Here is a 23,367-nt window from a genome sequence, read left to right as displayed (position 1 = left end):
GAACGATTTGTATTTACTATAGCGGTCTCAATGCTTAAATCAGTTATTTCTTATCTAGCAAATTTAGCCTATGGAATTACAGGTAACAGCAGCAGATATCAGATAAAAGGGCGTGTGTTCTTATAAAAAATAGGAGCATCGTTTGCCAGTCTTGCGGGATTGGCTATGAGATTAAAAAACCACGAGTTTTAAGACTCGTGGTTTTTTATTACAAATCAATGTTTAGCAGAATAGGGGTGTGGTCTTGTCTTGCGCCGGAGTCAATCATACGAGATTCTTGTACCTTATCAGCCCAACGATTGCTGATCAACCAGTAATCAATTCTCCAGCCAGTGTTATTGATTTTACTAGTCCGGCTGCGTTGTGCCCACCAAGTATAGTGGTCTGGAATCATACCGTGGAGATGCCGGAAGGTGTCGGTGAAGCCCTTGTCTAAGAGATTGGTAAAGCCTTGGCGTTCTTCATCTGTAAAGCCTGGAGAACGGCGATTAGAGGCAGGATTGGCCAAGTCAATTTCGTTATGGGCTACATTGTAGTCGCCAGTTGCTAGTACGGGCTTATTCTGATCGAGGCCTGCAAGATAATCTGCGTAGCAGGCATCCCATACTTGGCGTTCTGCTAAGCGTTTGAGACCATCTCCGGCATTAGGGGTGTAGACTTGAGTGACATAGAACTCAGGGAATTCGAGAGTAATGATTCGGCCTTCCAAGTCCATAGTCGAAGGAGCTCCGATTTCAGGGTAAGTGATCACAGGCTCCAGTTCTTTTTTGTAGAGAAACATGGTTCCAGCGTATCCCTTGCGAGCTGGTTCAACAGAAGAGCGCCAAGTGTTTTCATAGTCTGGGAAAAGATCTGCTAAAATTTCCAGATGTTTTTTGGTAGGGCCTTTGGCAGAGAGCTTTGTTTCTTGAATCGCAATAATGTCTGCATCTTCAGAAACCAAGGTTTGTAAAACTGCTTGTGACAATTGGGCTCTGGCGGAATCGCTGGTTAGAGCTGCATTTAACGAATCAATATTCCATGAAATGAGTTTCATAATTCATCCTTACTATTTTTCAATTGCTATCATTATACCAAAGTTAGGCCACTACTTCATACAAATGAGCTTAAAACAGTCTACAAGGACAAGAGGAGCGTTTATGGAGAAAAAAATCCTCTATGGCTGTCCAAAAAGTCATAGAGGATTTTAAAAGTGAGACCGCTAGAATCGCAACCTAATAGTATCCCTTTGGAGAAAGGCTTTTCTTCATGGGGAAGGAAGGAGGACAGATTCTAATGGAGCTGGGATTAGGGCTCACCTTTTAAGGTCTGTTAGGGAGCTACGATTTTTTCGATGCCACCCATATAAGGACGGAGTACCTCAGGAATGGTGACAGAACCATCTGCATTTTGATAGTTTTCCAAGATAGCTGCGACAGTCCGGCCAACTGCTAGTCCTGATCCATTTAGGGTGTGGACGTGTTTAACCTTGCCATCTGCTTCATCCCGGTAACGGATTTGAGCTCGACGTGCTTGGAAGTCTTCAGTGTTGGAGCAGCTGGAGATTTCACGATAAGTATTTTGAGCTGGAATCCACACTTCCAAGTCATAGGTTTTAGCAGCTGAGAAGCCCATGTCACCAGTTGAGAGGGCTAAAACACGATAGGCTAGACCTAGTTTTTGCAAAATAGACTCTGCGTTTTGAGTCATTTTTTCCAATTCTTCGTAAGACTCTTCTGGTTTGGCGAATTTGACCATTTCGACCTTATGGAACTGGTGTAGGCGGATTAAACCACGGGTGTCACGTCCTGCTGAACCTGCTTCAGAACGGAAGGATGGACTCATGGCTGTGAAGTAGATTGGTAGCTCTTTAGCTTCCAAGATTTCACCACGGTAGTAGTTCGTGAGTGGGACTTCAGCAGTTGGGATTAATACATAGTTGGTATCTGCTAATTCAAAGGTATCTTCTTTGAATTTTGGATATTGCCCAGTTCCAAACATAGAATCGTGATTGACCATATACGGAGGGATGACTTCAGTGTAGCCTTCTGCTAAGTGCTCATCTAACATAAAGTTGTAGAGTGCACGTTCAAGACGAGCTCCTAGTCCTTTATAGAATAGGAAACGAGCTCCAGTCACCTTACCGCCACGTTCCCAGTCTAAAATGCCGAGATCTTCCCCTAGGTCCCAGTGAGCTTTAGGTTCAAAGTCAAATGTAGGTGCTTGACCCCAGCGACGAATTTCCACATTATCTTCCTCATCTTCTCCAACTGGTACTGTATCATGAGGAAGGTTAGGAAGGGTTACGAGAATATCTTGAAGTTGTTGGTCAATGGTTGTTAGGTGTGCATCCAACTCTTTAATTTCAGCAGATAAAGCTTGCATGGCTGCAATCTTGTCATCGGCATTTTCTTTGTTGCGTTTAGCCTGTGCTATTTCAGCGGAAACGGTATTCCGTTTAGCTTTTTCTTCTTCAACTTGGACTAGAAGCTCTCGACGTTGTTCGTCTAATTCCTTCATTTTGTCTAGGATAGTAGCGTCGACTCCACGTGTAGCCAACTTTACTTGGGTTGCAGCAAAATCGTTGCGAATTTGTTTCAAATCTAACATAGAAACCTCCTTTTAATGAAAAAACACACGAATGCTTGTGTTGGAGCGTCGAAACGCGGTTCCATCCAACTTCACATCGTGTGCCTTGATTACTTATTTAAAAAATTCAACGGTAGAATTTCGTCTTTCTCTTCTATCTGCTTGCAGCAACCGCAGACTCTCTAAAAGAAGAATATAAGAGTACTTGTCCGTTTGTTTCATTATATCCAAACTAGCCTTTTTTGGCAAGCGCTTGCTGAATTTTTTTCCAGGTCAGTTGGACCAAGGTAGGTAGGCGAAGGACTTTCTCATCCCCGATGTGTTGACGAGCGATTTTGAGAATTCGACCGGAGTCTGGAGAAGAGAATCTGAAATTTCCTAAATCTGTATTGACTTCAAAATGCCGGCTAACCTTACCACGACTAACATTAGCACCAATACTTTGGATATTTTCCCAAGGCATTTGAATAAAATCCTGGACATTGCGGTCACTATAAAATTCAAGAGCTTTATCGCCTACTAAAAAGTTTCCGACTTGGCCACCAATACCAATATAGGATTGGCCACGAGCTTTGAGCTCAACTTGTGTATTGAGAGATTGAACCATGTCTACTCCTTTGATGAAAAGAGAGGCTAGGATAGATTCCTAGCCTCAATTATATTTACATGATACCTGCTAAGTGAGCAAGGATTCCGACAACAAAGAGTGCCAAGATGATGGTAATTGGTGAAACTTTCTTTTTCAACAACCACATGCAAAGGAAGGTAAGAAGAAGTCCCATCAATCCAGGAATTAAGCTATCCAAGTTTTCTTGGAAGGTTGTTACCTTCGTTGGGGATTGGGAAAGACCTGCTCCAACTTGAGCGAAGGCTTCTTGAATTCCTTCCCAGCCATTAGGTAATTTATCCCAATGGATGTAAGCTTTTTCATCTAGTTGTACTTCAGAGACAGTAAAGGCGAATTTAATAGATACCCAGCGTTGAACGAGAACGGCTAGGATGAACATTCCAAGGATGGAAGCACCTTTGGTAATGTCCTGAAGAATACCACCAGACATATTTTTTGTGATTTCAGATCCGGCACGGTAACCCAATTCTTGTGTGTACCATTGGAAGGCCATACGGATTAAATTCCAAAGTAGGAAGAATAGGATTGGTCCCATAATATTGCCAGAGAGAGCAAGGGAAGCTCCCAATGCTCCAAGGATTGGCCGAACAGTAAACCAGAAGACAGGATCTCCGATACCAGCCAAAGGTCCCATCATTCCGATTTTAACCCCTTGGATTGCGGCATCGTCAATCGCTGCTCCATGAGAACGTTCTTCTTCCAAAGCCAATGTAACTCCAAGGATTGGAGAGGCTACATAAGGATGTGTGTTGAAGAACTCCATGTGACGCTCAAGCGCAGCTGCACGATCTTCTTTGGTTGTATAGAGACGCTTGATAGCTGGGATCATTGAGTAAGCCCAACCTAAGTTTTGCATCCGCTCGTAGTTCCAAGAACCTTGCAAGAAAGTGGAGCGCAACCACACCTTCTGACGATCATTTTTACTTAATTGAATCTTTTCAGTCATGTTGTATGTCCCCTTTCTTAGTAGTCTTCAAGAATGTCCCCGATAGGGTCAGTAGAAGTGGCTGTAGCAGTACCATTACCTGAACCTCCCTGTTTGGATAGGTTTAGATAGATAAAGGCAAGAGCAACCCCAATAGCACCGAGAGCAATCAAGGTCAAATCAGAAACAGCGGCAAGAGCAAAACCGATTGCAAAGAATGGCCATACTTCACGAGTAGCCATCATATTGATAACCATAGCGTAACCAACAGCGACAACCATACCACCTCCGATTGCCATTCCTTCTGATAACCAAGCAGGCATGGCTTCAAGAGCTGATTGTACTGCACTTGTTGGGATAGCAAGAAGGAGGGCAGCAGGAATAGCAATCCGTAGTCCTTGAAGAAGAAGGGCAATATAGTGGTAACGCTCCATTTTGGAGATATTTCCTTCTTTAGCAGCGGCATCTGCTCCATGGACCAAACCAACAGAAGCAGTCCGTACTAACATGGTTAGGAATAGACCTGCAACGGCTAGGGGAATAGCAACGGCTTGGGCAACGGCGATACCACGGGGAGAAGTATCGCCTCCTAGAACAAGGATAATGGCAGCTGCTACAGAGGCAAGAGCAGCATCTGGTGCAACTGCAGCTCCGATATTAGCCCAACCAAGGGCAATCATTTGTAGAGAACCACCGAGCATAATACCGGCTGTAAGATTGCCTGTAACAAGACCGATAAGAGTACAAGCAACGAGTGGTTGATGGAATTGGAATTGATCCAAGATACCTTCAAGTCCAGCTAGGAAGGCAACAAGGACAACCAAAATTGCAGAAATCAATGACATGTTTTATGTCCTTTCTATTATTCGTGAATGTTGGCCTTAGAGATGAGGTCAAACAAGTCTTTTTTAGAATCATTCGGAACCTTTCTGACGTCAAATTCAACGCCAAGGTCACGCAATTTTTCAAAGGTCGCAACGTCTTCTTTATCCATGGAGAGAACATTGTTAACCATTGTTTTACCAGTTGAGTGTGCCATGGAACCAACATTTAAGGTCTTGATAGGCACGCCTCCTTCAATGGCCCGAAGAGCATCTTGAGGTGTTTCAAATAGGACAAGGGCATGGGTATTTCCAAACCGAGGATCTTTTGAGACATCAATCAATTTTTGAATAGGAACAACATTGGCTTTAACATTACCAGGTGCTGCTTGCTTGATTAACTCTTTGCGAAGCTCATCCTGAGAAACTGAATCCGATGCTACGATGATACGATCAGCTTTTGAGTCAGGGGTCCATCCAGTGGCCACTTGACCATGAAGCAAGCGGGTGTCGATCCGAGCTAAATTGATCTTCAACTGCCCATCTCCAATAACAGTTCCTTCAGGGATAGCTGCTTGAACAGTAGGGCCTTCTACTGTAGCTTTTGCTTCTTCAGCAGGGTTTAGTTCCTCAGGTAGAGCCTTAATCCCTTCTTTTGCCTCTTTAATGATGTTGGCTGCGACAGCTTCAACACCAGCCGATGCATCCATCATTCGTTCTGTGTAGGCTTGAATTAACATCGGTAAGTTCAAACCAGTGATAATAGCGAACTTGCGGTCGGGATTTTCTCCCATGACACGACTAGCTTGGTTGAAGGGTGATCCACTCCAAAGGTCAGCCAGGACAAGCACTTCGTCCTCAGCATCAAAAGCAGCTACAGCGTCATTGAACTTGGCATACAAGTCGTCTGGTCCTTCACTCGGCATAAAGGTCACAACCTGGACTTTTTCCTGATCACCAAAGATCATAGATCCAGATTGATGAATGCCGGCAGCAAATTCACCGTGGCTGGCAATAATGATTCCAATACTCATTATTGGTCTCCTCCTAAAAAATATTTGCGACTTAAATTCTTAAGAAATTTTTAAGCTATCTCATTGTAAAGCGATTTCAAAAAAATGTCAAGTGCTTTCAAAAATTCCCATACAAGTGAAAAAACCACAAAAAATAGGGAACGCATTCAGCGTTCCCTATTTTGGAAAAGATTAAGCGTTTTTAAAGTCTAGTACCATACGGCCTTGAATTGTACCCGCTTCCATTTCATCAAAGACAGCTGGTGCCTCTTCTACTGGACGTAGTTGTACAACTGGTACTACGAGTCCCTCAGCTCCAAATTGGAAGGCTTCTTCCAAATCTTTACGAGTTCCAACAAGAGAGCCTACAACTTTAATACCATCTAAAACGAGTTTTACGATACTGAGATCCATATATTCAGATGGTAGTCCAACGGCCACAAGAACACCTGCAGCCCGAAGGGAATCGACAGCTTGGTTAAAGGCAACTTTTGATACTGCTGTTACGACTGCAGCATGGGCTCCAAGACCAGTAATTTCCATGATTTTTCCAGGAACATCTTCAACTTCTAGGCCATTGAGGCTAATATCGGCTCCTGCTTCTAGGGCCAAATCTAATTTATCTTGATTAATATCGACGGCAATAACATGAGCATTGAAAACTTTTTTAGCATATTGGATAGCAAGGTTCCCAAGACCACCAGCACCGTAAACGACAACCCATTGACCAGGCTGAACATTTGCTTCTTTGATGGCTTTATAGGTGGTTACCCCAGCACAGGTGATAGAAGAAGCTTGAGCTGGATCAAGATTTTCAGGAACTTTCACAGCATAGTCTGCAGTTACGATACATTGTTTAGCCATGCCTCCGTCAACAGAGTAGCCAGCATTTTTAACGTCACGGCAGAGAGTTTCACGACCGGTTGTACAGTATTCACAGGTTCCACATCCCTGGAAGAACCAAGCAACGCTGACACGGTCTCCGACTTTGAGACTGCTTACATCGGGAGCTACTTCTTTAACAAGTCCGATACCTTCATGACCTAGGACACGACCTGGAACTTTTCCAAAATCACCATGTGCAACGTGTAAATCGGTGTGGCAGACTCCACAGTATTCAATTTCTACGAGAGCTTCACCAGCTTCAATAGGACGAAATTCTTTTTCAACAACTTCTACACCAGTTCCTTCTGCATTAACAACAACTGCTTTCATATGAGCCTCCTTATTCTTAGGGATAGTTCCCTTTCTCATATGTTTAGTATATCACAATGGTTTTATAGTTGCAAGCGTTTACATAGAAGCTGTCAAAAAAGAAAGCAGTTCAAAATTAGAATGAAATCTTGGACTGCTTTCTGGAGCTTGGTTATTTCTTTATAGGAAGAGTTGTAGTAATTTTTGGGCAACTCCGTCTTCTTGATTGGTCCATGGGATTTGTTGGTCAGCGTAGTCTAGGAGCTTAGGGTTGGCATTTTGCATGGCGTAACCGGATCCGGCATAGGCCAACATCTCTTTGTCATTGAGTTGGTCTCCAAAAGCAATTAAATCAGAGGGCTGCTTTTGATAGACAGTCAAGAGATGTTTGAGGGCATTTGCTTTGTGAATGCCTTTAGGGGTACATTCTAAAATATTGTAGGGGCCGCCCCAGGAACTAACATTCATTTCACCTTGGTAGTAAGTCATCAAGTCTTGAGCTAGGCTTTCACTATCTTGAAAACGGGTTTGAAAGAGGATGGCATTTGGATTTTTGTTGATTTTTTGTAGAATCAGTTGGTGCTGGGTTGTGATTTTATCCACCCCTAAAAGTTGGGGGTCAAAGCTATGAGGGTCTTGTTGGTGAATAAAGAATTTTTTTCGGTATTCACTTACAATGAAGTCTGCTTGGACCTCATCTTGTCGTTGAACGAGGTCAACCAAATATTCTTTATCAATGGTGTATTCCCGTTCGTGGTCCCACTCTTTTCCAGGGAGAACGGTTAAAGCACCATTGAAAGAAATCAAAGGGGTCTCTAGCCCTAGCTGTTGGTAGTAGGGGAGAGCTGAGCGGTAGGGACGACCAGTTGTGATAACAATTTTATGCCCCTGCGCTTGAATCTTGCTGAGGACTTCTTGACTTTTAGAGGAAATTTGTTGTTGATTGTTTAAGAGGGTCCCATCGAGGTCGAGGGCAATAATTTTATGAGTTTCCATACATGCTCCAGTTTTTTTGCTTTTACCTAGTATAGCAAATTTTAAACTTTTCATGGTAAACTGATACAAATAAAAAAGGAGTTACGATGTATAAACGAATTTTTATTGTCTATCAATCTGCTTTTATTGCGATTTTTGCAGTACTAGCCTTGATTGGAGCGACCCAACAAGGTCCCAATTTAACTTGGAATATGTTTTTAGCTTTGACGGCTCTAGACTTTGCTCTTCTCTCTAAGGTGACACAGAATCGTATCTTGCGATGGGGAGCTTGGCTTTTATGGTTACTCTTTTTTCCAAATACTTTCTATATGGTCACTGATTTGATACACATGCATTGGGTAGGGGATGTTCTCTACAATAGGGCCAATCAGAAGCTCTTTTTTGGCTTTGTCTTTGCTATATTTTTCGGAGTATTGTGTGGGGTTGAAAGTTGGCGCTTGGTGCGCTCACACTTTTCATGGAAGCTATGGCAAGAGATTTTTGCTACCTCAATCTTATCTTTTCTCTCGAGTTTGGCTATTACAGTAGGTCGTTATCCCCGGTTGAATTCATGGGATGTCTTTACGCGTCCGAGACTTGTGCTTCAGACTTTTTTGGATATCTTTAGCTGGGAATACATTATTTTTGTCTTAGGATTTGCGGCCCTTCAAGGCATGTGCCTCTTTTTACTTGCTGATGATTGGATAAAAAGTAGGAAGTAAGAGGGGAATTTGGTATAATGGTGGAATGATAATTCAAAATGAAGAAACCCTGATAGCCTGGGGAGAGAAACTAGGGCACCTACTGGATGTAGGAGATGTCTTGATTTTGTCAGGAGATTTGGGAGCTGGAAAAACGACTTTTACCAAGGGCTTAGCGCGAGGATTGGATATTGATCAAATGATCAAAAGTCCAACTTATACGATTGTTCGTGAATATGAGGGGCGGTTGCCACTTTATCACTTGGATGTCTATCGGATTGATGGTGATCCGGATTCGATTGACTTGGATGCGTTTCTGTTTGGGGAAGGGATTACTGTTATTGAATGGGGAGAGTTGTTGGAGGACGCTCTTCCAGATGATTACCTTCATGTGACTCTTTATCATGAGGGGGAAGGACGTCGTCTGGAGTTGGCAGCAGTTGGCCAGCGTAGTCAAGAATTGATGGAGGCTTGGAAGGATGCCGCAGCAAGAGTTGGTGATTGAGGAGGCTCAGGCCTCAGATGCTTCTAGTTTATTAGCATTTTTTAAGCAAGTCGCTGGTGAGAGTGACCTCACCAGTTTGGAGCCTAGTGGCCTTGATCTATCCCAGGAGCAGCTGGCTGATTATTTGGAGTCTAGTGCTAACCATCCATCACGTCTGTTCTTACTAGCTCGTTTAGACAATCAAGTGATTGGTCTTTTGAATGTGTCAATCGATTCCAATCCTCGTTTGAGTCATGTGGGAGAGGTCTTTGTGGCTGTAGGACAGGCTTATTGGGGTCATGGTATCGGGACGATGCTTTTTGAACTGCTCCTAGACTGGTTGGCAGAAACGCCATCTATTCGCCGTTTATCTTTGAATGTTCAAGAAAGAAACCAAGCTGCCAGAGCTTTGTATGAGAAATTTGGCTTTTCCTATGAAGGTCGGCAGGAAGAAGCCATCCAACTTTGGGATGGAAGCTATGAAACAGTCCTCTATATGGGACTTGTATTAGATAGGTAACATCATGTTTAAACAGAATTTAAAATTATTTTTAACCTTTCTTTTAGTGACCCTGATTGGTTTGGGAACTTATGCAGGTACGATTTACTTCCAATCCACAGGTCAGTTAGCTAAAACCTTTCAGAATTTTGGTCGTCAATCGGATGTTATTGAAAAAGCAGAGCCCATGACCATGCTCCTAATGGGAGTAGATACCGGGAGTGGCTCACGGTCAGATCCTTGGGAAGGAAATAGTGATACCATGCTGTTGGTGACCGTTAATCCGGACACCAAAGAAACCACGATGATGAGTTTAGAGCGGGATATCTTGACCAAGATTTCACAAAAAGGTGAGGTGACGGAAGCTAAACTGAATGCCGCTTATGCCATGGGTGGTGCTGAATTGGCGATTCCGACGATTGAATCCTTGATGAATATTAGCATTGATCACTATGTCATGATTAATATGCAGGGATTGGTTGAGTTGGTGGATGCGGTTGGCGGTATTGAGGTCAATAATACTTTTGACTTCCCAATCTCCATTGAGGAGCAAGAACCTGAATATACTGCAACCATTAAACCAGGAAAACAGCATATTAATGGCGATCAAGCCCTAGTCTATGCCCGGATGCGTTACCAAGATCCGGAGGGAGACTATGGTCGTCAACAACGCCAGCGAGAAGTTATTCAAAAGGTTGTGCAAAAAGTTCTTAGTTTAAATAGTGTCAGTCACTATAAAGAAATCCTAGGTGCTGTCAGCAATAATATGCAGACGAGTATTGATCTCTCATCCAATAGTATTCCGAAACTCTTGGTTTACCAAGATGCCTTCCGAAATATTCACCAAGAGCAACTGCGGGGAGAAGATGCAACTCTTCCAGATGGTGGAAGCTACCAGATTGTAGAAACAGGCCATATTTTAGAAATGCAAAATATATTGCGCACCTCACTTGGCCTAGATAGCCTCAAAAAACTGAAAACCAATGCAGTTACCCTAGATGAGTTAAATGGAGGAGGGGCGGCATCTGAAAGTGTCGAGCCTCAATCTGCACCTGAATAGCTATGAAGCTGGGAGAGCCTAGTTTGAAACAATAAAAGAGAGCAATTCTAAGTTGAAGTTGCTCTCTTTTATTTTCCTATGGAGTAGGAAGTTTGGATTGAATACTAAGAGTGAAATAGCACTATTCCACAGAGGGGTGTGATGATTTTTGTTGATTTTAGACCTCCTATTTGGATCGATACTTGCTCATTATTAACTGGTTAAATAGTTTCTGAAGGTTAATAAAGGGTGTTTTTTGAGCCTTAATAAGATCCTTGGTTGCAGGTGCTAGAATTCTCTCGATTTTCTGTAAAATTTCTTTTTTATTGGAATCTTTTGCCATAGGTGATGTTGAAAAGCCACTGAAGATTTTGTCCTTGTGGAGGGCTAGGTTGAATATCAATAATAGACTGTAGAAGTTCATTGACAAATTTTTCCCCTTCTTCCCTCCTTTCCTTGGAATTATCAGAAAGGCTAGTGTCACTAGCTAGTACTCTGAATTCTAAAAATTCTCCTTTTCCTGTAAAGTAATAGATATCTCTTACGTGGAAAAGCATATACTCTTCAATAGAGCCTGTTAAACGGATATTATATTTTAAGTTATAAACAGTATTATGACCATCAAAATCATATTTAATTAAATCGTTTTCAGGTCTTGAAATATAATCTAAATTATCGATAATCATTGCCATGGTAGGATTGTAGCTAGGATCATGTTCTAAATTTTGGGCATAATAAACGGAATAAAAGATTAGATTTTTTTTAATGGTGTAGTAAGTACGAATCATGAGAAATAGGAGGCTACTTATTCCTATTATCAGAGCAAGTTTTTTCATTATTTTTCCTTAAACCAGTTTATTCATTGATTTGATCGCGATAATGGCTAGCAAAGTCAACTTTTAATTGGACAAATTGTTTGAGATCTTTGAGGAGTTGTAAGAGGATGGCGCGGGTTTCAAATTCTTGGCGTGTCTGGGGGAGCGGGCGTTTGCGGAAGGTTTCGAGGTAGGTTTGAATTTCTTCCATAAGGGTCTCGGCGGGATTGAGTTGGCTGAGTTGATCAGCCACATGTTGAAAGAGTTCTGCTAGAATGTGGCTTTCTTCTGAGGAGAGTTGGTAGTTATTGATGGTTTGGGCCATATCCTTGAGGATGTAGTTTTGGGCTTGGCGCATTTCAAAATAGTCAACATGGTAGCTATCTTTTTGAAGGAGTTGGTCGGAGTAGTCTAAATAAGCAACTTCTAGGGCCTGACGGAGTTCGAGGTCTAATTCTTTGACCAGTTTGGCATCGTTACGTCCATCTCCTTGTCGCAGGAAAAAAACGAAGCGTTTGAGAATGCCTTTTAATAAATTCTCTACTTGGATGTGGTAAGTCTCCAATTCTTTTTGTCGCCCGGGCATATAGAGAATGACTAGGAGGGCACTGAGGGTTCCAATTAGGAAGATCAGAACTTCGTTGGCAAGGAAGGAGAGGGCGACGCTTTCTTCTAAAAGAAGGTGGGTTACTAAAACGGTACTAGGGGTAATCCCGATTTCCAGCTGGAAGTGATAGGCCAAGGGGACATAGAGGAGTAGGAAGGGGGCTAGGGACCAGAGATGAAAGCCTAGTATCAAGAAGACGAAACTACCTAGTGCTAGAGCTAGGAGCGCTGATAATAGTCTTTGATAGGCTAAGGTAAAGGTTCGTCGCCGAGTGTCTGAAACACTGAGAATGGCAATAATACCAGCTGTGATGGCATAATTAGCCCCTAGAAAACTGGCTAAGAAAGCCGCTGAGCAGGTGGCGAGAGTAAGTTTTAAGGTACGTTGAAGGAGGGACATAGGGGCCTTTCTGGAATAACTTTGACAATATTTTCAAACATTGAACGATTGTAAGTGGCAAATGAAGATTTGTGTTTAGAGTTTTTTGAGGATAAATAGGAGAACCCCTGCGTTAACAATCGCGGGGGCTTACTAGGGTTACTTCTGATTTGTTTGATCTTTGACTTGCTTGACACGCTCTTGAGCTTGTTCCATTTGAGCTTGAATTTGTTCTGCTCGTGCCTGAGCTTCTTGACTAAAAGCTTGTGTTTTATAGGCGAGGTCATGGGCTAGGGGTGCAATTTTTTCGGCTTCTTTTTGGAGGGTTTTCAGTTGGTCTTTCAGTTGTGCTTGTAGGGCGTTGACTCGCTTGGTTTCAACGGCAGCCTCTTTGGCATTACTGAAAATCTCTTTACGGTTCAGTACAAGTTCGTAGGAAGATTTGGCAGCACTTAAAAATAGAATGGTTGATAGCAAACTCATTTAAGCTTCCTCCTGAGTTTCTTGGATTTTCTGGGCTAGTTGTGCCAAGTGGGCAAAGTCAGGTTCCTGAGTTTGGAATTGGATAGCGAGGCCATCTCCTGCTTCAAAGCGGGGAAGTAAGTGGACATGGGTATGGAAAACAGTTTGTCCAGCTGCTTCTTCACTGTTATTGAGGACATTGATTCCTTGAGCTCCAACAGCTTTTTTTAGACGACGGGCTAAGGCCGGAACTTGTCCGAAAAGATCTTTAGCGACTTGGGGTTCTAAATCAAGAATGTTCCGATAATGCTTTTTGGGGATCACCAAGGTATGGCCCGGGGTTGTTTGGGAAATGTCCAAAAAAGCTAGGATGTGCTCGTCTTCATAGACTTTACTAGCTGGGATTTCTCCCGCAACAATTTTACAGAAAAGACAATCCATATTTTCCTCCTTAAGTTCCTTCCATTTGTTATAATGGAATTGATTGAATTTCAATAGGAAAGCGGTTGACGATGACCGCCAGAGGCGACCTGTGCTCGCTTTCTCTTAGTATAGCAAAAATGGAGGATTTATGTTAGAAGTGAATCAGGTTACGGGGGGATATTTCAACCTACCTGTGTTGAAAGAGATTAGTTTCTCCGTTAAAAAACATGAAATTGTAGGATTGATTGGATTAAATGGGGCTGGGAAGTCGACGACGATTAAGGAAATTATCGGTTTTCTTCATCCCTATAAGGGTGAAATCCTCTTGGATGGGCAAAAACTTCAAGAAGATGCCGTGACTTACCGGAAGAAGATTGGTTATATACCAGAAACACCAATGCTCTATGATGAATTGACTCTGCGGGAGCATTTAGAAATTGTAGCCATGGCCTATGAAAAAGATTTAGACCAAGCTCTCGAACGTCTAGCTCCCTATCTCCAGCGATTCCGCTTGGATCAAAAGCTAGATTGGCTACCGGCGGAATTTTCCAAGGGGATGAAACAGAAGGTCATGATTTTGTGTGCCATTTTAGTGGATCCCGATTTGTATATTGTGGATGAACCTTTTTTAGGATTAGATCCCTTAGCTATTGAGGATTTATTGCAATTTCTTCTGGAGGAAAGAAAAAAAGGAAAGGGTGTTTTAATGTCTACCCATGTCTTGGATACTGCCGAAAGGGTTTGTGATCGCTATATCCTTCTCCATCAAGGTCAAGTTCTGGCAGAGGGGAGTTTGCCAGATATCCAGGAACAATTCCAACTGCCCGGTCAAAGCCTTCATGACATTTATCTACGAGTGACGCAGGAGGACCAGCATGCATGATTTGTTTAAGCGAAGACGGCAAGCCTTCCACAAGGAAATCACGGGCTATCTTCGCTATGTGCTGAATGATCATTTTGTTCTTTTTTGCTTTCTTTTTTTGGGTTTAGTGTTGACCCAGTATCGAGCAATTTTAGTGGATCCAGCACCTTATCGAGGGATTTTAATCTGGCTCCTACCATTGGTCTCAATTGTGTGTTTTTGGCCTGGGCGGATGGCTAGCTATTTGCGGCGAGGTGATGAATTTTTCCTGTTGGTTCAGGAAGCTGATGTTCAAGCGGTTTTATTAGTGGCTTTTCGTCGAACGCTTGGACTGCAACTTATTCGTGCTTTGCTTACTTTTACCCTGGTTCTTCCCTTGTGGCTGGTGATTTTTAACAGCTGGATTCCTGTGATGGCTTATGTACTTCTTTTAGCTGCTCTACAATTCGGAGTTTTGAGGTATCGTTATCGGGGATTAGGTCAAGACGGGCCTGTAGATTGGAATTTTTGGATTGCAGAAGAGCAAGGTCGAACGCAAGGAATTCTACGTTTTTTCTCCCTTTTCACCCAGGTGAAAGGAATTGAAGAGCGCGTGCGGATGCGGGCTTATTGGAATCCTGTTCTCCCCATTCTGGAGCGGGGGCAGTCGAATCCTTGGTATAGTCTGTTTTTGCGTTCTTTCTTACGTAAAGGGCCTTACTATGGGCTTTGGGTACGACTTCAGTGTTTAGCTTTGTTAGCCCTCATCTTGCTGCCGCATGTTTGGTTAGCGGCTGGTCTGGCTTTTGTGGCGTATTATCTGTTGTTTTTCCAGTTATTGGCTCTTTTTAGGAGTCAGGATGGGCAAGTAATGACGGGATTGTTTCCAAGGGGAAGTCAGGCCAAGGTGGCGGGGCTCAGACGTCTGTTAGATCAGTTAGGGTTTATCAGTTTGATTCAGGCGTTAGTGGTCTTGGGCGTACGTGGGGCCTTTTTGGAAGCAGGTATTTTCTTATTTGCGATGGGCGTGCTTTTTAGATTTTATATTCCTTATAAACTAAGAAGATTGGTTGACGAAGCTGTATAAAATTAGTAGAATGAAGAAGATTTTTTCAAGGAGGGAATAATGGAAGGGACTGATCAAGAGTTATCCTTGAGCCCGTTAGCGGGTAAAAGTGGGAATGCCTATAAGGGCACTTATCCAGATGGACGTGAAATTTTTGTAAAAATGAATACCAGCCCGATTCTAGCTGGCTTGGCCAAGGAGCAGATTGCGCCCCAACTTTTGTGGAGTCGCCGGATGCCCGACGGTCAGGTGATGACAGGGCAACAGTGGTTAAACGGAAAGATTCTAACTCCTGGAGAAATGGGTAAAAAGCAGATTATTAATATTTTGAGCCGGCTGCATCGTTCCCGTCATTTGATGGTTCAATTAACGAGTTTAGGGAAGCAGTTGGAAACTCCAATTGATTTGCTCAATTCTTGGCGGGAGTCTGTTCATTCCAATCTTCGTCGCAATCAATTTCTTCAGGAAGTGATTGATGGTCTACGTCAATCGGCTCCTGGGTTCCGAGAAGATTATGCGACGATTGTTCATGGAGATGTTCGTCACAGTAACTGGATTGAGACGGAAAGTGGTTTGATTTATCTGGTAGACTGGGATTCTGTTCGTTTGACGGATCGGATGTTTGATGTGGCGCATATCTTGAGTCACTATATTCCGGAGTCACGTTGGCAGGAATGGTTGGTTTACTATGGCTATCGCTACAATGAGAAAGTGTTGAATAAGCTGTATTGGTATGCTCAGTATTCTTACTTGAACCAGATCGGTAAGTACTATGCTAATGATGATATTGATAATGTGAACCGAGAAATTTATGCTTTGCGAAATTTCCGGACACGTTTTGGAAAGGGATTATGAGAGTTCGCAATCGAAAAGGAGCCACCGAGCTTCTAGAAGCACATCCAGAATATGTGGTTTTGGATCCAGAAAGTGCCAAAGGCCACTGGCAGGAAATTTTTGGCAATAGCAATCCGATTTACGTTGAAGTTGGCTCTGGTAAGGGACAGTTTATCTCTGGGATGGCTAAGAATCATCCAGACATCAATTTTATTGGAATTGATATTCAGAAGTCTGTTTTGAGTTACGCCTTGGATAAGGTCTTGCTCACAGATGTTCCGAATATTCGCCTGCTATGGGTAGATGGGGATTCCTTAACTAACTATTTCGAGTTAGGGGAAATTCAACGACTTTACTTGAATTTTTCGGATCCTTGGCCTAAAAAACGTCATGAAAAGCGGCGTTTAACCTACAAGTCTTTCTTGGAAACTTACCAGGAAATTTTGCCTAGCCAAGGAGAAATTCACTTCAAGACGGATAATCGAGGTTTGTTTGAATATTCCTTGGTTTCGATGTCTCAATATGGAATGATTTTGGATGGCGTTTGGTTAGATCTCCACGCAAGTGAAATCGAAGGCAATGTCCGTACAGAATATGAAGAGAAGTTTTCAAGTAAAGGGCAAGTTATCTACCGCTTGGAAGCGCATTTTCCAGATTAAACTGTTCTTTCGATTATTAAAATCTTGCTTTTGAGGATTTCTATGGTATAATTTAAACAGAATGAAAAAATGAAGGAGGGGCGAAGAGAAATCTTCGCCTCTTGTTTATAGCAAAAAGGAGGTGTTCTTATCGCAACGATTGTTGAACAGGTGTCCCAGGTGTTAGAGGGACAGATTCCTCAGCCCTATGAACTGGTAGACATTGAGTATGCTAAATTGGGTGGTGATATGGTCTTGAGTGTCTTTGTGGACAAGCCTGGTGGTATCACTGTTGAGGATACGGCTGATTTGACGGACTTGATTAGTCCACTTTTGGATACCATCCAGCCAGACCCTTTCCCTGAAAATTATTTCTTGGAGGTGTCCAGTCCTGGTTTGGAACGACCATTAAAAACAGCTACAGCCATGGAAGCAGCCGTTGGTTCCTACATCCATGTGAGTCTTTATCAAGCGGTTGATAAGAAAAAACAAATTGAAGGAGATCTCCTATCCTTTGATGGCGAGACGCTGCAATTGGAGTACATGGATAAAACGCGGAAGAAGCAAGTGGAAATTCCCTACAAGTTGGTTTCCAAAGCCCGCTTGGCCGTGAAATTTTAGTTATAACAGAAAGGAGCTTTTGGGGAACCAAAAGCAAGTGAAGCATGAGTAAAGAAATGAAGGAAGCTTTCCGCATCCTTGAGGAAGATAAGGGGATCAAAAAAGAAGATATCATTGATGCAGTCATTGAGTCTCTTCGTGCTGCCTATCGTCGTCGTTACGGACAAGCTGATAGTGCCCTTATTGAGTTTGATGAGAAGAAAGCAGATTTCCACGTTTACACGGTTCGTGAAGTTGTAGATGAAGTATTTGATAGCCGCTTGGAAATCAGCTTGAAAGATGCCTTGGGCATTAATGCAGCTTATGAACTTGGAGATAAAATCAAATTTGAAGAATCTCCAACGGAGTTTGGACGGGTAGCTGCCCAATCGGCTAAACAAACCATCATGGAGAAAATGCGTAAGCAAACACGCTTGATTACTTACAACACTTATAAAGAACACGAAAATGAACTAATGAGTGGTACCGTCGAGCGTTTTGATGCCCGCTTTATCTACATCAACCTTGGAAGCATTGAGGCACAAATGTCTCGTAAGGATCAAATCCCAGGTGAAGTTTTTGCCTCCCATGATCGTATCGAAGTGTATGTGGAAAAGGTTGAAGATAATCCACGAGGGGTGAATGTTTTCGTAAGTCGTAGTCATCCACAGATGATTAAACGCTTGATGGAGCAAGAAATTCCTGAAGTTTACGATGGAACTGTTGAGATTATGTCAGTCTCTCGTGAAGCTGGGGATCGAACGAAGGTGGCAGTGCGTAGTCATAACCCGAACGTTGATGCGATTGGTACCATTGTTGGACGTGGCGGAAGCAATATCAAGAAAATTACGAGTAAGTTCCACCCTGCACGGTACGATGCTAAATTGGAAAAATGGATTCCAACTGAGGAAAACATTGACGTTATCGAGTGGGTCAGTGATCCAGCCGAATTTATTTATAATGCCATTGCTCCTGCTGAAGTTGACCAAGTAATCTTTGATGAAAAAGATAGCAAGCGTGCTTTGGTCGTTGTACCAGATGACAAACTGTCCTTGGCCATTGGTCGTCGTGGACAAAATGTCCGTTTGGCGGCTCATTTAACAGGTTTCCGAATTGATATCAAATCGGCTTCTGAATTTGAGGCTATGGAAGCTGCAGCCATGGAGGCAGCAGAAGTGGTTGTTGAAGAAGTTTTGGATGTGGAAGAACAAACGGTAGCAGAAGTTACGGAGGCAGTTGAAGTTGCAGAAGCTACTCTAACAGAAAGCCTTGAAAACGAACAGGAATAAGTATGACCAAAGCAAGAAAGATTCCTTTGAGGAAGTCCCTTGTTTCGGGTGAAGTGATTGATAAACGTGATTTAGTAAGGATTGTCCGGACAAAAGACGGACAGGTTAGCATTGACCCAACTGGTAAGGCCAACGGTCGTGGGGCTTATATCAAATTGGACAATGAAGAAGCTGCCTTGGCTAAGCAACGGAAGATCTTTGATCGCAGTTTTCGTCAGGAAATTTCCGAAGAATTTTACGATGAACTGATCGCTTTTGTCGATCGCAAATTGAAACGAAGAGAGTTAGGACTTGAATAAGGAAGAACAGTTGTTAAACCTTTTAGGTCTGGCCCAGCGAGCAGGAAAGCTTGTTTCTGGTGAAGATTTAGTCATTAAAAGCATTCAGAATAACCAAGCACAATTAGTGTTTTTGGCACAAGATGCAGGCCCTAATCTTCGTAAGACCATTGAGGATAAAAGTCGCTACTATAAAAAGACGGTAGTTGATGATTTTTCAACACAAGAATTGAGTCTGGCCATCGGGCGCCAACGGAAGGTGCTTAGTGTGGTCGATTCCGGATTTGCAAAAAAAATGAGGTCCATTATGAGCTAGAAATGGAGGCATGAAAATGTCTAAAAAACGTTTGTATGAAATTGCCAAGGAATTGGGCAAGGAAAGTAAAGAGATTGTCAGTCGAGCTAAGGACTTGGGGATTGAGGTCAAAAGCCATGCTTCATCTGTCGAGGTAGAAGTTGCGAATCGCATTAAGGCTAGTTTTGAGTCTGTGAAATCAGCAGTAGCTCCGAAAGAAGTAGGACAGGCTGAGGATAAGACAGTAGCAGCTCCAACTTCTGTTCCGGAGGAAGCGCCTAAGCCAGCAGCTCCAGCTAATAATAACCGTCCACAAAGTCGGAATTTTAAGGCGGAGCGTGAGGCGAAAGCTAAGGCTGAGGCGGAACGTCGTAAACAAGGTCGTGGGAAGCAGGACCGCAATAAAGGTCAGGGAGGTCGTGGTCAAGGTCAAGACTTCCGTGATCGTCAAGGTCAGGGACAGGGACGTGATCAAAACCGCAATCGTGGGAATCGTGATCAAAACCGTCGCCAAGACCGGAATGCTCAGCCAGCAGCTCCCCGCCTAGACTTTAAAGCACGTGCTGCAGCCTTAAAAGCGGAACAAAATGCAGAATACGCTCGGAATAGTGAATCCCGCTTCAAAGAAGCTCAGGCCCAGCGTCAAGCTCAAGAAGAGCAGGCAAAACGCCGCAAGGAAGCTAAACAAGAAGCAGTCACGCAAGCACCTGTTGCTCCAGTTCCGGAGCCAGTCGCTTTCCAAGCACCTGTTGCGGCAGCGCCTGCTTCTGATAATCGTCGTAAGAAACAAGCGAGACCAGATAAACGTCGTGATAATGAGCACGAAGATGGTCCACGCAAGCAAGCAAATAGAAATCGAAATAACCAAAATCAAGTGAGAAATCAAAGAAATAGTAACTGGAATAAAAACAAAAACAAAGGGAAGAACCAACGTGGCAAGAACCAGGCACCAAAACCGGTTACCGAACGCAAGTTCCACGAACTTCCTAAAGAATTTGAATACACTGCTGGCATGACCGTTGCGGATATCGCAAAACGGATCAAACGTGAACCAGCAGAAATCGTTAAGAAGCTCTTTATGATGGGAATCATGGCGACACAGAACCAATCCCTTGATGCTGAGACCATTGAACTCCTTATGGTAGATTATGGAATTGAAGCTAAAGAGAAGGTTCAAGTTGATAATGCCGATATCGAACGCTTCTTTGTCGATGATGATTACCTTAATGAAGAAGAGATGGTTGAGCGTCCACCAGTGGTTACGATCATGGGACACGTTGACCATGGTAAAACAACCCTCTTGGATACCCTGCGCAATTCTCGTGTCGCAACAGGAGAAGCAGGGGGAATTACCCAACACATTGGTGCCTACCAAATTGAAGAAAACGGTAAGAAGATTACCTTCTTGGACACACCTGGACACGCGGCCTTTACCAGCATGCGGGCTCGTGGAGCATCTGTAACGGATATTACCATCTTGGTTGTGGCAGCCGATGACGGTGTTATGCCACAAACCATTGAGGCTATCAATCACTCGAAAGCCGCTAATGTTCCAATCATTGTAGCGATTAACAAGATTGATAAACCAGGTGCAAATCCAGAGCGCGTTATCGGTGAATTGGCAGAGCATGGCGTTATGTCAACAGCCTGGGGTGGTGACTCTGAGTTTGTAGAAATCTCCGCTAAATTCAACCAAAACATTGATGAGCTTTTGGAAACGGTCCTATTGGTTGCCGAAATCCAGGAATTGAAAGCAGACCCAACTGTTCGTGCCATCGGTACAGTTATTGAAGCTCAATTGGATAAAGGTAAAGGGGCTGTCGCAACGCTATTGGTTCAACAAGGAACCCTAAACGTCCAGGATCCGATTGTTGTCGGTAATACTTTTGGACGGGTTCGTGCCATGACCAACGACCTCGGTCGTCGGGTCAAAGTGGCAAGTCCATCAACACCAGTATCCATCACTGGTCTGAATGAAACTCCAATGGCAGGTGATCACTTCGCAGTTTATGAAGACGAAAAAGCTGCGCGTGCAGCTGGTGAAGAGCGTGCCAAACGTGCCCTTCTCCAACAACGTCAAAATACAACCCGTGTTAGCTTGGAGAATCTCTTTGATACTCTTAAAGCCGGTGAAGTTAAGTCTGTTAATATTATCATTAAAGCCGACGTACAAGGTTCTGTTGAAGCCCTCGCAGCCTCTCTTCAAAAAATTGAAGTCGAAGGTGTAAAAGTGACCATCGTTCACTCAGCGGTAGGTGCTATCAATGAATCAGATATTACCTTGGCAGAAGCTTCAAATGCCATTATTATCGGCTTTAACGTTCGTCCTACTCCACAAGCTCGCCAGCAGGCAGAAACCGATGGTGTTGAAATTCGTCAACACAGCATTATTTACAAGGTTATTGAAGAAGTAGAAGATGCGATGAAGGGACTTCTTGATCCTGAATTCGAAGAAAAAGTTATCGGGGAAGCTGTTATCCGAGAGACCTTCAAGGTATCAAAAGTGGGTACAATCGGTGGATTTATGGTCTTGCGTGGTAAAATTACCCGTGATTCTAAAGTTCGCGTTATCCGTCAAGATGTTGTCATCTATGATGGTGAATTAGCAAGCTTGAAACACTACAAGGATGATGTAAAAGAAGTCAGCAACGGCCGCGAAGGTGGTCTCATGGTTGAAAACTACAATGACATTAAGGTAGATGATGTCATCGAAGCTTACATCATGGAAGAAATCAAACACTAAGAGGGAGGTCCTCATGGCAAATTCGATTCGTACTGACCGGGTCGCTATGGAAATCAAACGCGAAGTCAACGAAATCCTTCAAAAAAAGGTTCGTGACCCTCGTGTCCAAGGGGTGACCATCACCGATGTTCAAATGACAGGTGATCTCTCCCTTGCCAAAGTTTACTACAGTATCATGAGTGACTTGGCATCGGATAATCAAAAGGCACAAATCGGTTTGGAAAAAGCGACTGGAACCATCAAACGGGAACTAGGTCGCCAACTCCATATCTATAAAATCCCCGATTTGACCTTTGTTAAAGATGAGTCCATTGAGTATGGTAATAAAATTGATCAAATGTTGCGGGATTTGAACAAGGAAGATTTTTAATTCAACCGTATTTCTTGAAAGAGTTATGACTAGTATGAGGCCTCCAACTGTTGTCAGTTGGAGGTTTTTGCTTGAAACGAGGCATTACCCTAAAAACAAAAATTGCAAAAAAAAAGCAATGTATACTAGGGATAAGAAATACTTGTCTTGAGAGGGGAGTTTGGCGATGGCTAAAAAGGAATTGTTCAAAGAAGAAGATGTCTTGAATTTACTGGATTTAACCTATGAAAGGGTTCTAGATGGTGTTCCAATGGTGAGTGTACCTGTTGCTCAAATGGCTAAGGAGTATCTGGATAAACACGAGACCGTTGAAGAAGCCGTTCGTGACATGATGGACAAGCAAATTTTGAAGTGTACAACATCGGGGTGATTACAGGATTTGGAGGGCTCTTAACATTACCTGTAGCTGTACCGGCCAATGTTTCCAGTGTCTTGTATGTGCAAATGCGGATGATAGCTTGTGCAGCCCAAATGGCAGGTTATGACTTGGACAGTGATCAAACGAAGACTTTTGTTTATGCTTGTCTTGTTGGTATTTCACTTAATCAAATGATTAAGAAAACGAGTATTGTTGCTGGGCAGAAGGTTGCTACCAAGATGATCGCAGGGATTCCGGGTAGGTTATTAACAGCCATCAACCGGAGAGTTGGTTTTCGACTAGTGACCAGGTTTGGTAGTAGAGGTGTTGTCAATCTTGGAAAATTGGTTCCTGGTGTTGGAGGTGTGATTAGCGGAGGTTTGGATTACATGGAAACCAAAATTATTGCGGATCGGACTTATTCTTGGTTTTTCCAAGGAGATTTTTCAACCAAGGACAAAGAAGAAGAGTGGCTGGAAGAAGATTTTGCTGAGAAGTAAGTTGCCCTAAAGTATCCTATCGC

At 43.1% G+C, this 23,367-nt stretch carries 28 protein-coding genes; 16 read left to right on the top strand and 12 right to left on the bottom strand.

Going from position 1 to position 23,367, the window contains the following annotated elements; genetic code table 11:
• Window positions 1–208: 208 nt before the first annotated feature.
• The 8 genes from ACXM1Q_RS01000 to ACXM1Q_RS00965 form a co-directional block, all read right to left on the bottom strand.
• Window positions 209–1,036 (bottom strand): exodeoxyribonuclease III, encoded by an 828-nt coding sequence (locus ACXM1Q_RS01000; protein WP_458515451.1) that lies wholly within the window; start codon window positions 1,034–1,036, stop codon window positions 209–211.
• A gap of 275 nt (window positions 1,037–1,311) precedes the next feature.
• On the bottom strand, window positions 1,312–2,589 hold the full coding sequence (gene serS / locus ACXM1Q_RS00995; RefSeq protein ID WP_458515450.1) for a serine--tRNA ligase: 1,278 nt from the start codon (window positions 2,587–2,589) through the stop codon (window positions 1,312–1,314).
• Window positions 2,590–2,800: 211 nt separating this feature from the next.
• Window positions 2,801–3,175: a DUF956 family protein gene (locus ACXM1Q_RS00990; protein ID WP_458515449.1), complete on the bottom strand. Its 375-nt coding sequence runs from the start codon at window positions 3,173–3,175 to the stop codon at window positions 2,801–2,803.
• Between the two features lie 55 nt (window positions 3,176–3,230).
• Window positions 3,231–4,142, bottom strand: coding sequence for a PTS system mannose/fructose/sorbose family transporter subunit IID (locus tag ACXM1Q_RS00985; RefSeq protein WP_135035381.1), 912 nt, complete (start codon window positions 4,140–4,142; stop codon window positions 3,231–3,233).
• A gap of 17 nt (window positions 4,143–4,159) precedes the next feature.
• On the bottom strand, window positions 4,160–4,966 hold the full coding sequence (locus tag ACXM1Q_RS00980) for a PTS mannose/fructose/sorbose transporter subunit IIC (protein WP_458515448.1): 807 nt from the start codon (window positions 4,964–4,966) through the stop codon (window positions 4,160–4,162).
• Window positions 4,967–4,983: 17 nt separating this feature from the next.
• A complete protein-coding gene (locus ACXM1Q_RS00975) occupies window positions 4,984–5,976 on the bottom strand; it encodes a PTS sugar transporter subunit IIB (protein WP_458515447.1) in 993 nt (330 codons plus the stop codon).
• A 171-nt stretch (window positions 5,977–6,147) separates the two neighbouring features.
• Window positions 6,148–7,170 carry an alcohol dehydrogenase AdhP gene (adhP, locus tag ACXM1Q_RS00970; protein WP_458515446.1) on the bottom strand — a complete coding sequence of 341 codons (1,023 nt, stop codon included), beginning with the start codon at window positions 7,168–7,170 and terminating at the stop codon, window positions 6,148–6,150.
• 159 nt (window positions 7,171–7,329) lie between these two features.
• The gene (locus ACXM1Q_RS00965) at window positions 7,330–8,145 is read right to left on the bottom strand and encodes a Cof-type HAD-IIB family hydrolase (RefSeq protein WP_458515445.1); all 816 of its coding nucleotides are present in this window, start codon (window positions 8,143–8,145) and stop codon (window positions 7,330–7,332) included.
• Window positions 8,146–8,231: 86 nt separating this feature from the next.
• Between ACXM1Q_RS00965 and ACXM1Q_RS00960 the strand changes: the two genes are divergently transcribed.
• Genes ACXM1Q_RS00960 through lytR form a run of 4 tightly spaced genes read left to right on the top strand, consistent with a single transcriptional unit; the run spans window position 8,232 to window position 10,868 of the window.
• The gene (locus ACXM1Q_RS00960; protein WP_135035367.1) at window positions 8,232–8,846 is read left to right on the top strand and encodes a DUF1361 domain-containing protein; all 615 of its coding nucleotides are present in this window, start codon (window positions 8,232–8,234) and stop codon (window positions 8,844–8,846) included.
• 25 nt (window positions 8,847–8,871) lie between these two features.
• Entirely contained in the window at window positions 8,872–9,330 is a 459-nt protein-coding gene (gene tsaE, locus ACXM1Q_RS00955; RefSeq protein WP_458515444.1) for a tRNA (adenosine(37)-N6)-threonylcarbamoyltransferase complex ATPase subunit type 1 TsaE, read from the top strand.
• Complete coding sequence (locus ACXM1Q_RS00950; protein WP_458515443.1) at window positions 9,305–9,829, top strand: GNAT family N-acetyltransferase; 525 nt, start codon at window positions 9,305–9,307, stop codon at window positions 9,827–9,829. The genes tsaE and ACXM1Q_RS00950 overlap by 26 nt, the downstream gene beginning before the upstream one ends.
• A gap of 4 nt (window positions 9,830–9,833) precedes the next feature.
• Window positions 9,834–10,868 carry a glycopolymer--peptidoglycan transferase LytR gene (gene lytR, locus ACXM1Q_RS00945; RefSeq protein WP_458515442.1) on the top strand — a complete coding sequence of 345 codons (1,035 nt, stop codon included), beginning with the start codon at window positions 9,834–9,836 and terminating at the stop codon, window positions 10,866–10,868.
• 302 nt (window positions 10,869–11,170) lie between these two features.
• Here the strand turns inward: lytR and ACXM1Q_RS00940 are convergent, their stop codons facing one another.
• The 4 genes from ACXM1Q_RS00940 to ACXM1Q_RS00925 form a co-directional block, all read right to left on the bottom strand.
• Entirely contained in the window at window positions 11,171–11,683 is a 513-nt protein-coding gene (locus ACXM1Q_RS00940; protein ID WP_458515441.1) for a hypothetical protein, read from the bottom strand.
• Window positions 11,684–11,702: 19 nt separating this feature from the next.
• Entirely contained in the window at window positions 11,703–12,668 is a 966-nt protein-coding gene (locus ACXM1Q_RS00935; RefSeq protein ID WP_458515440.1) for an aromatic acid exporter family protein, read from the bottom strand.
• 138 nt (window positions 12,669–12,806) lie between these two features.
• Window positions 12,807–13,130 (bottom strand): hypothetical protein, encoded by a 324-nt coding sequence (locus ACXM1Q_RS00930; RefSeq protein ID WP_458515439.1) that lies wholly within the window; start codon window positions 13,128–13,130, stop codon window positions 12,807–12,809.
• Entirely contained in the window at window positions 13,131–13,550 is a 420-nt protein-coding gene (locus ACXM1Q_RS00925; protein WP_135035346.1) for an HIT family protein, read from the bottom strand.
• 130 nt (window positions 13,551–13,680) lie between these two features.
• Here ACXM1Q_RS00925 and ACXM1Q_RS00920 point away from each other — a divergent pair, with 130 nt between their 5' ends.
• From ACXM1Q_RS00920 to ACXM1Q_RS00865, 12 genes are all read left to right on the top strand, one after another.
• A complete protein-coding gene (locus ACXM1Q_RS00920; RefSeq protein ID WP_458515438.1) occupies window positions 13,681–14,415 on the top strand; it encodes an ABC transporter ATP-binding protein in 735 nt (244 codons plus the stop codon).
• The gene (locus ACXM1Q_RS00915; RefSeq protein WP_458515437.1) at window positions 14,408–15,460 is read left to right on the top strand and encodes an ABC transporter permease; all 1,053 of its coding nucleotides are present in this window, start codon (window positions 14,408–14,410) and stop codon (window positions 15,458–15,460) included. Before ACXM1Q_RS00920 ends, ACXM1Q_RS00915 begins: the two co-directional genes overlap by 8 nt.
• Before the next feature lie 39 nt (window positions 15,461–15,499).
• Window positions 15,500–16,294 carry a cell cycle regulator CcrZ gene (gene ccrZ / locus ACXM1Q_RS00910; RefSeq protein WP_135035337.1) on the top strand — a complete coding sequence of 265 codons (795 nt, stop codon included), beginning with the start codon at window positions 15,500–15,502 and terminating at the stop codon, window positions 16,292–16,294.
• Window positions 16,291–16,932 carry a tRNA (guanosine(46)-N7)-methyltransferase TrmB gene (gene trmB, locus ACXM1Q_RS00905; protein ID WP_458515436.1) on the top strand — a complete coding sequence of 214 codons (642 nt, stop codon included), beginning with the start codon at window positions 16,291–16,293 and terminating at the stop codon, window positions 16,930–16,932. Before ccrZ ends, trmB begins: the two co-directional genes overlap by 4 nt.
• A 150-nt stretch (window positions 16,933–17,082) precedes the next feature.
• Window positions 17,083–17,532 carry a ribosome maturation factor RimP gene (gene rimP, locus ACXM1Q_RS00900; RefSeq protein WP_458515435.1) on the top strand — a complete coding sequence of 150 codons (450 nt, stop codon included), beginning with the start codon at window positions 17,083–17,085 and terminating at the stop codon, window positions 17,530–17,532.
• Between the two features lie 44 nt (window positions 17,533–17,576).
• Window positions 17,577–18,800 carry a transcription termination factor NusA gene (gene nusA / locus ACXM1Q_RS00895; RefSeq protein WP_458515434.1) on the top strand — a complete coding sequence of 408 codons (1,224 nt, stop codon included), beginning with the start codon at window positions 17,577–17,579 and terminating at the stop codon, window positions 18,798–18,800.
• 2 nt (window positions 18,801–18,802) lie between these two features.
• Window positions 18,803–19,099, top strand: coding sequence for an RNase P modulator RnpM (gene rnpM, locus ACXM1Q_RS00890; protein WP_458515433.1), 297 nt, complete (start codon window positions 18,803–18,805; stop codon window positions 19,097–19,099).
• On the top strand, window positions 19,092–19,394 hold the full coding sequence (locus ACXM1Q_RS00885; protein ID WP_458515432.1) for a YlxQ-related RNA-binding protein: 303 nt from the start codon (window positions 19,092–19,094) through the stop codon (window positions 19,392–19,394). The genes rnpM and ACXM1Q_RS00885 overlap by 8 nt, the downstream gene beginning before the upstream one ends.
• 16 nt (window positions 19,395–19,410) lie before the next feature.
• Entirely contained in the window at window positions 19,411–22,116 is a 2,706-nt protein-coding gene (infB, locus tag ACXM1Q_RS00880; protein ID WP_458515431.1) for a translation initiation factor IF-2, read from the top strand.
• A gap of 13 nt (window positions 22,117–22,129) precedes the next feature.
• Window positions 22,130–22,486 carry a 30S ribosome-binding factor RbfA gene (gene rbfA, locus ACXM1Q_RS00875; RefSeq protein ID WP_135035315.1) on the top strand — a complete coding sequence of 119 codons (357 nt, stop codon included), beginning with the start codon at window positions 22,130–22,132 and terminating at the stop codon, window positions 22,484–22,486.
• A gap of 166 nt (window positions 22,487–22,652) precedes the next feature.
• The gene (locus ACXM1Q_RS00870; RefSeq protein WP_458515430.1) at window positions 22,653–22,856 is read left to right on the top strand and encodes a hypothetical protein; all 204 of its coding nucleotides are present in this window, start codon (window positions 22,653–22,655) and stop codon (window positions 22,854–22,856) included.
• On the top strand, window positions 22,838–23,344 hold the full coding sequence (locus ACXM1Q_RS00865; protein WP_458515429.1) for an EcsC family protein: 507 nt from the start codon (window positions 22,838–22,840) through the stop codon (window positions 23,342–23,344). Before ACXM1Q_RS00870 ends, ACXM1Q_RS00865 begins: the two co-directional genes overlap by 19 nt.
• Window positions 23,345–23,367 lie beyond the last annotated feature (23 nt).

Source organism: Streptococcus sp. 10F2 (assembly GCF_054331515.2).
The sequence above is the reverse complement of the archived record's forward strand: the minus strand, read 5'-3'. Positions and strand labels throughout refer to the sequence as shown.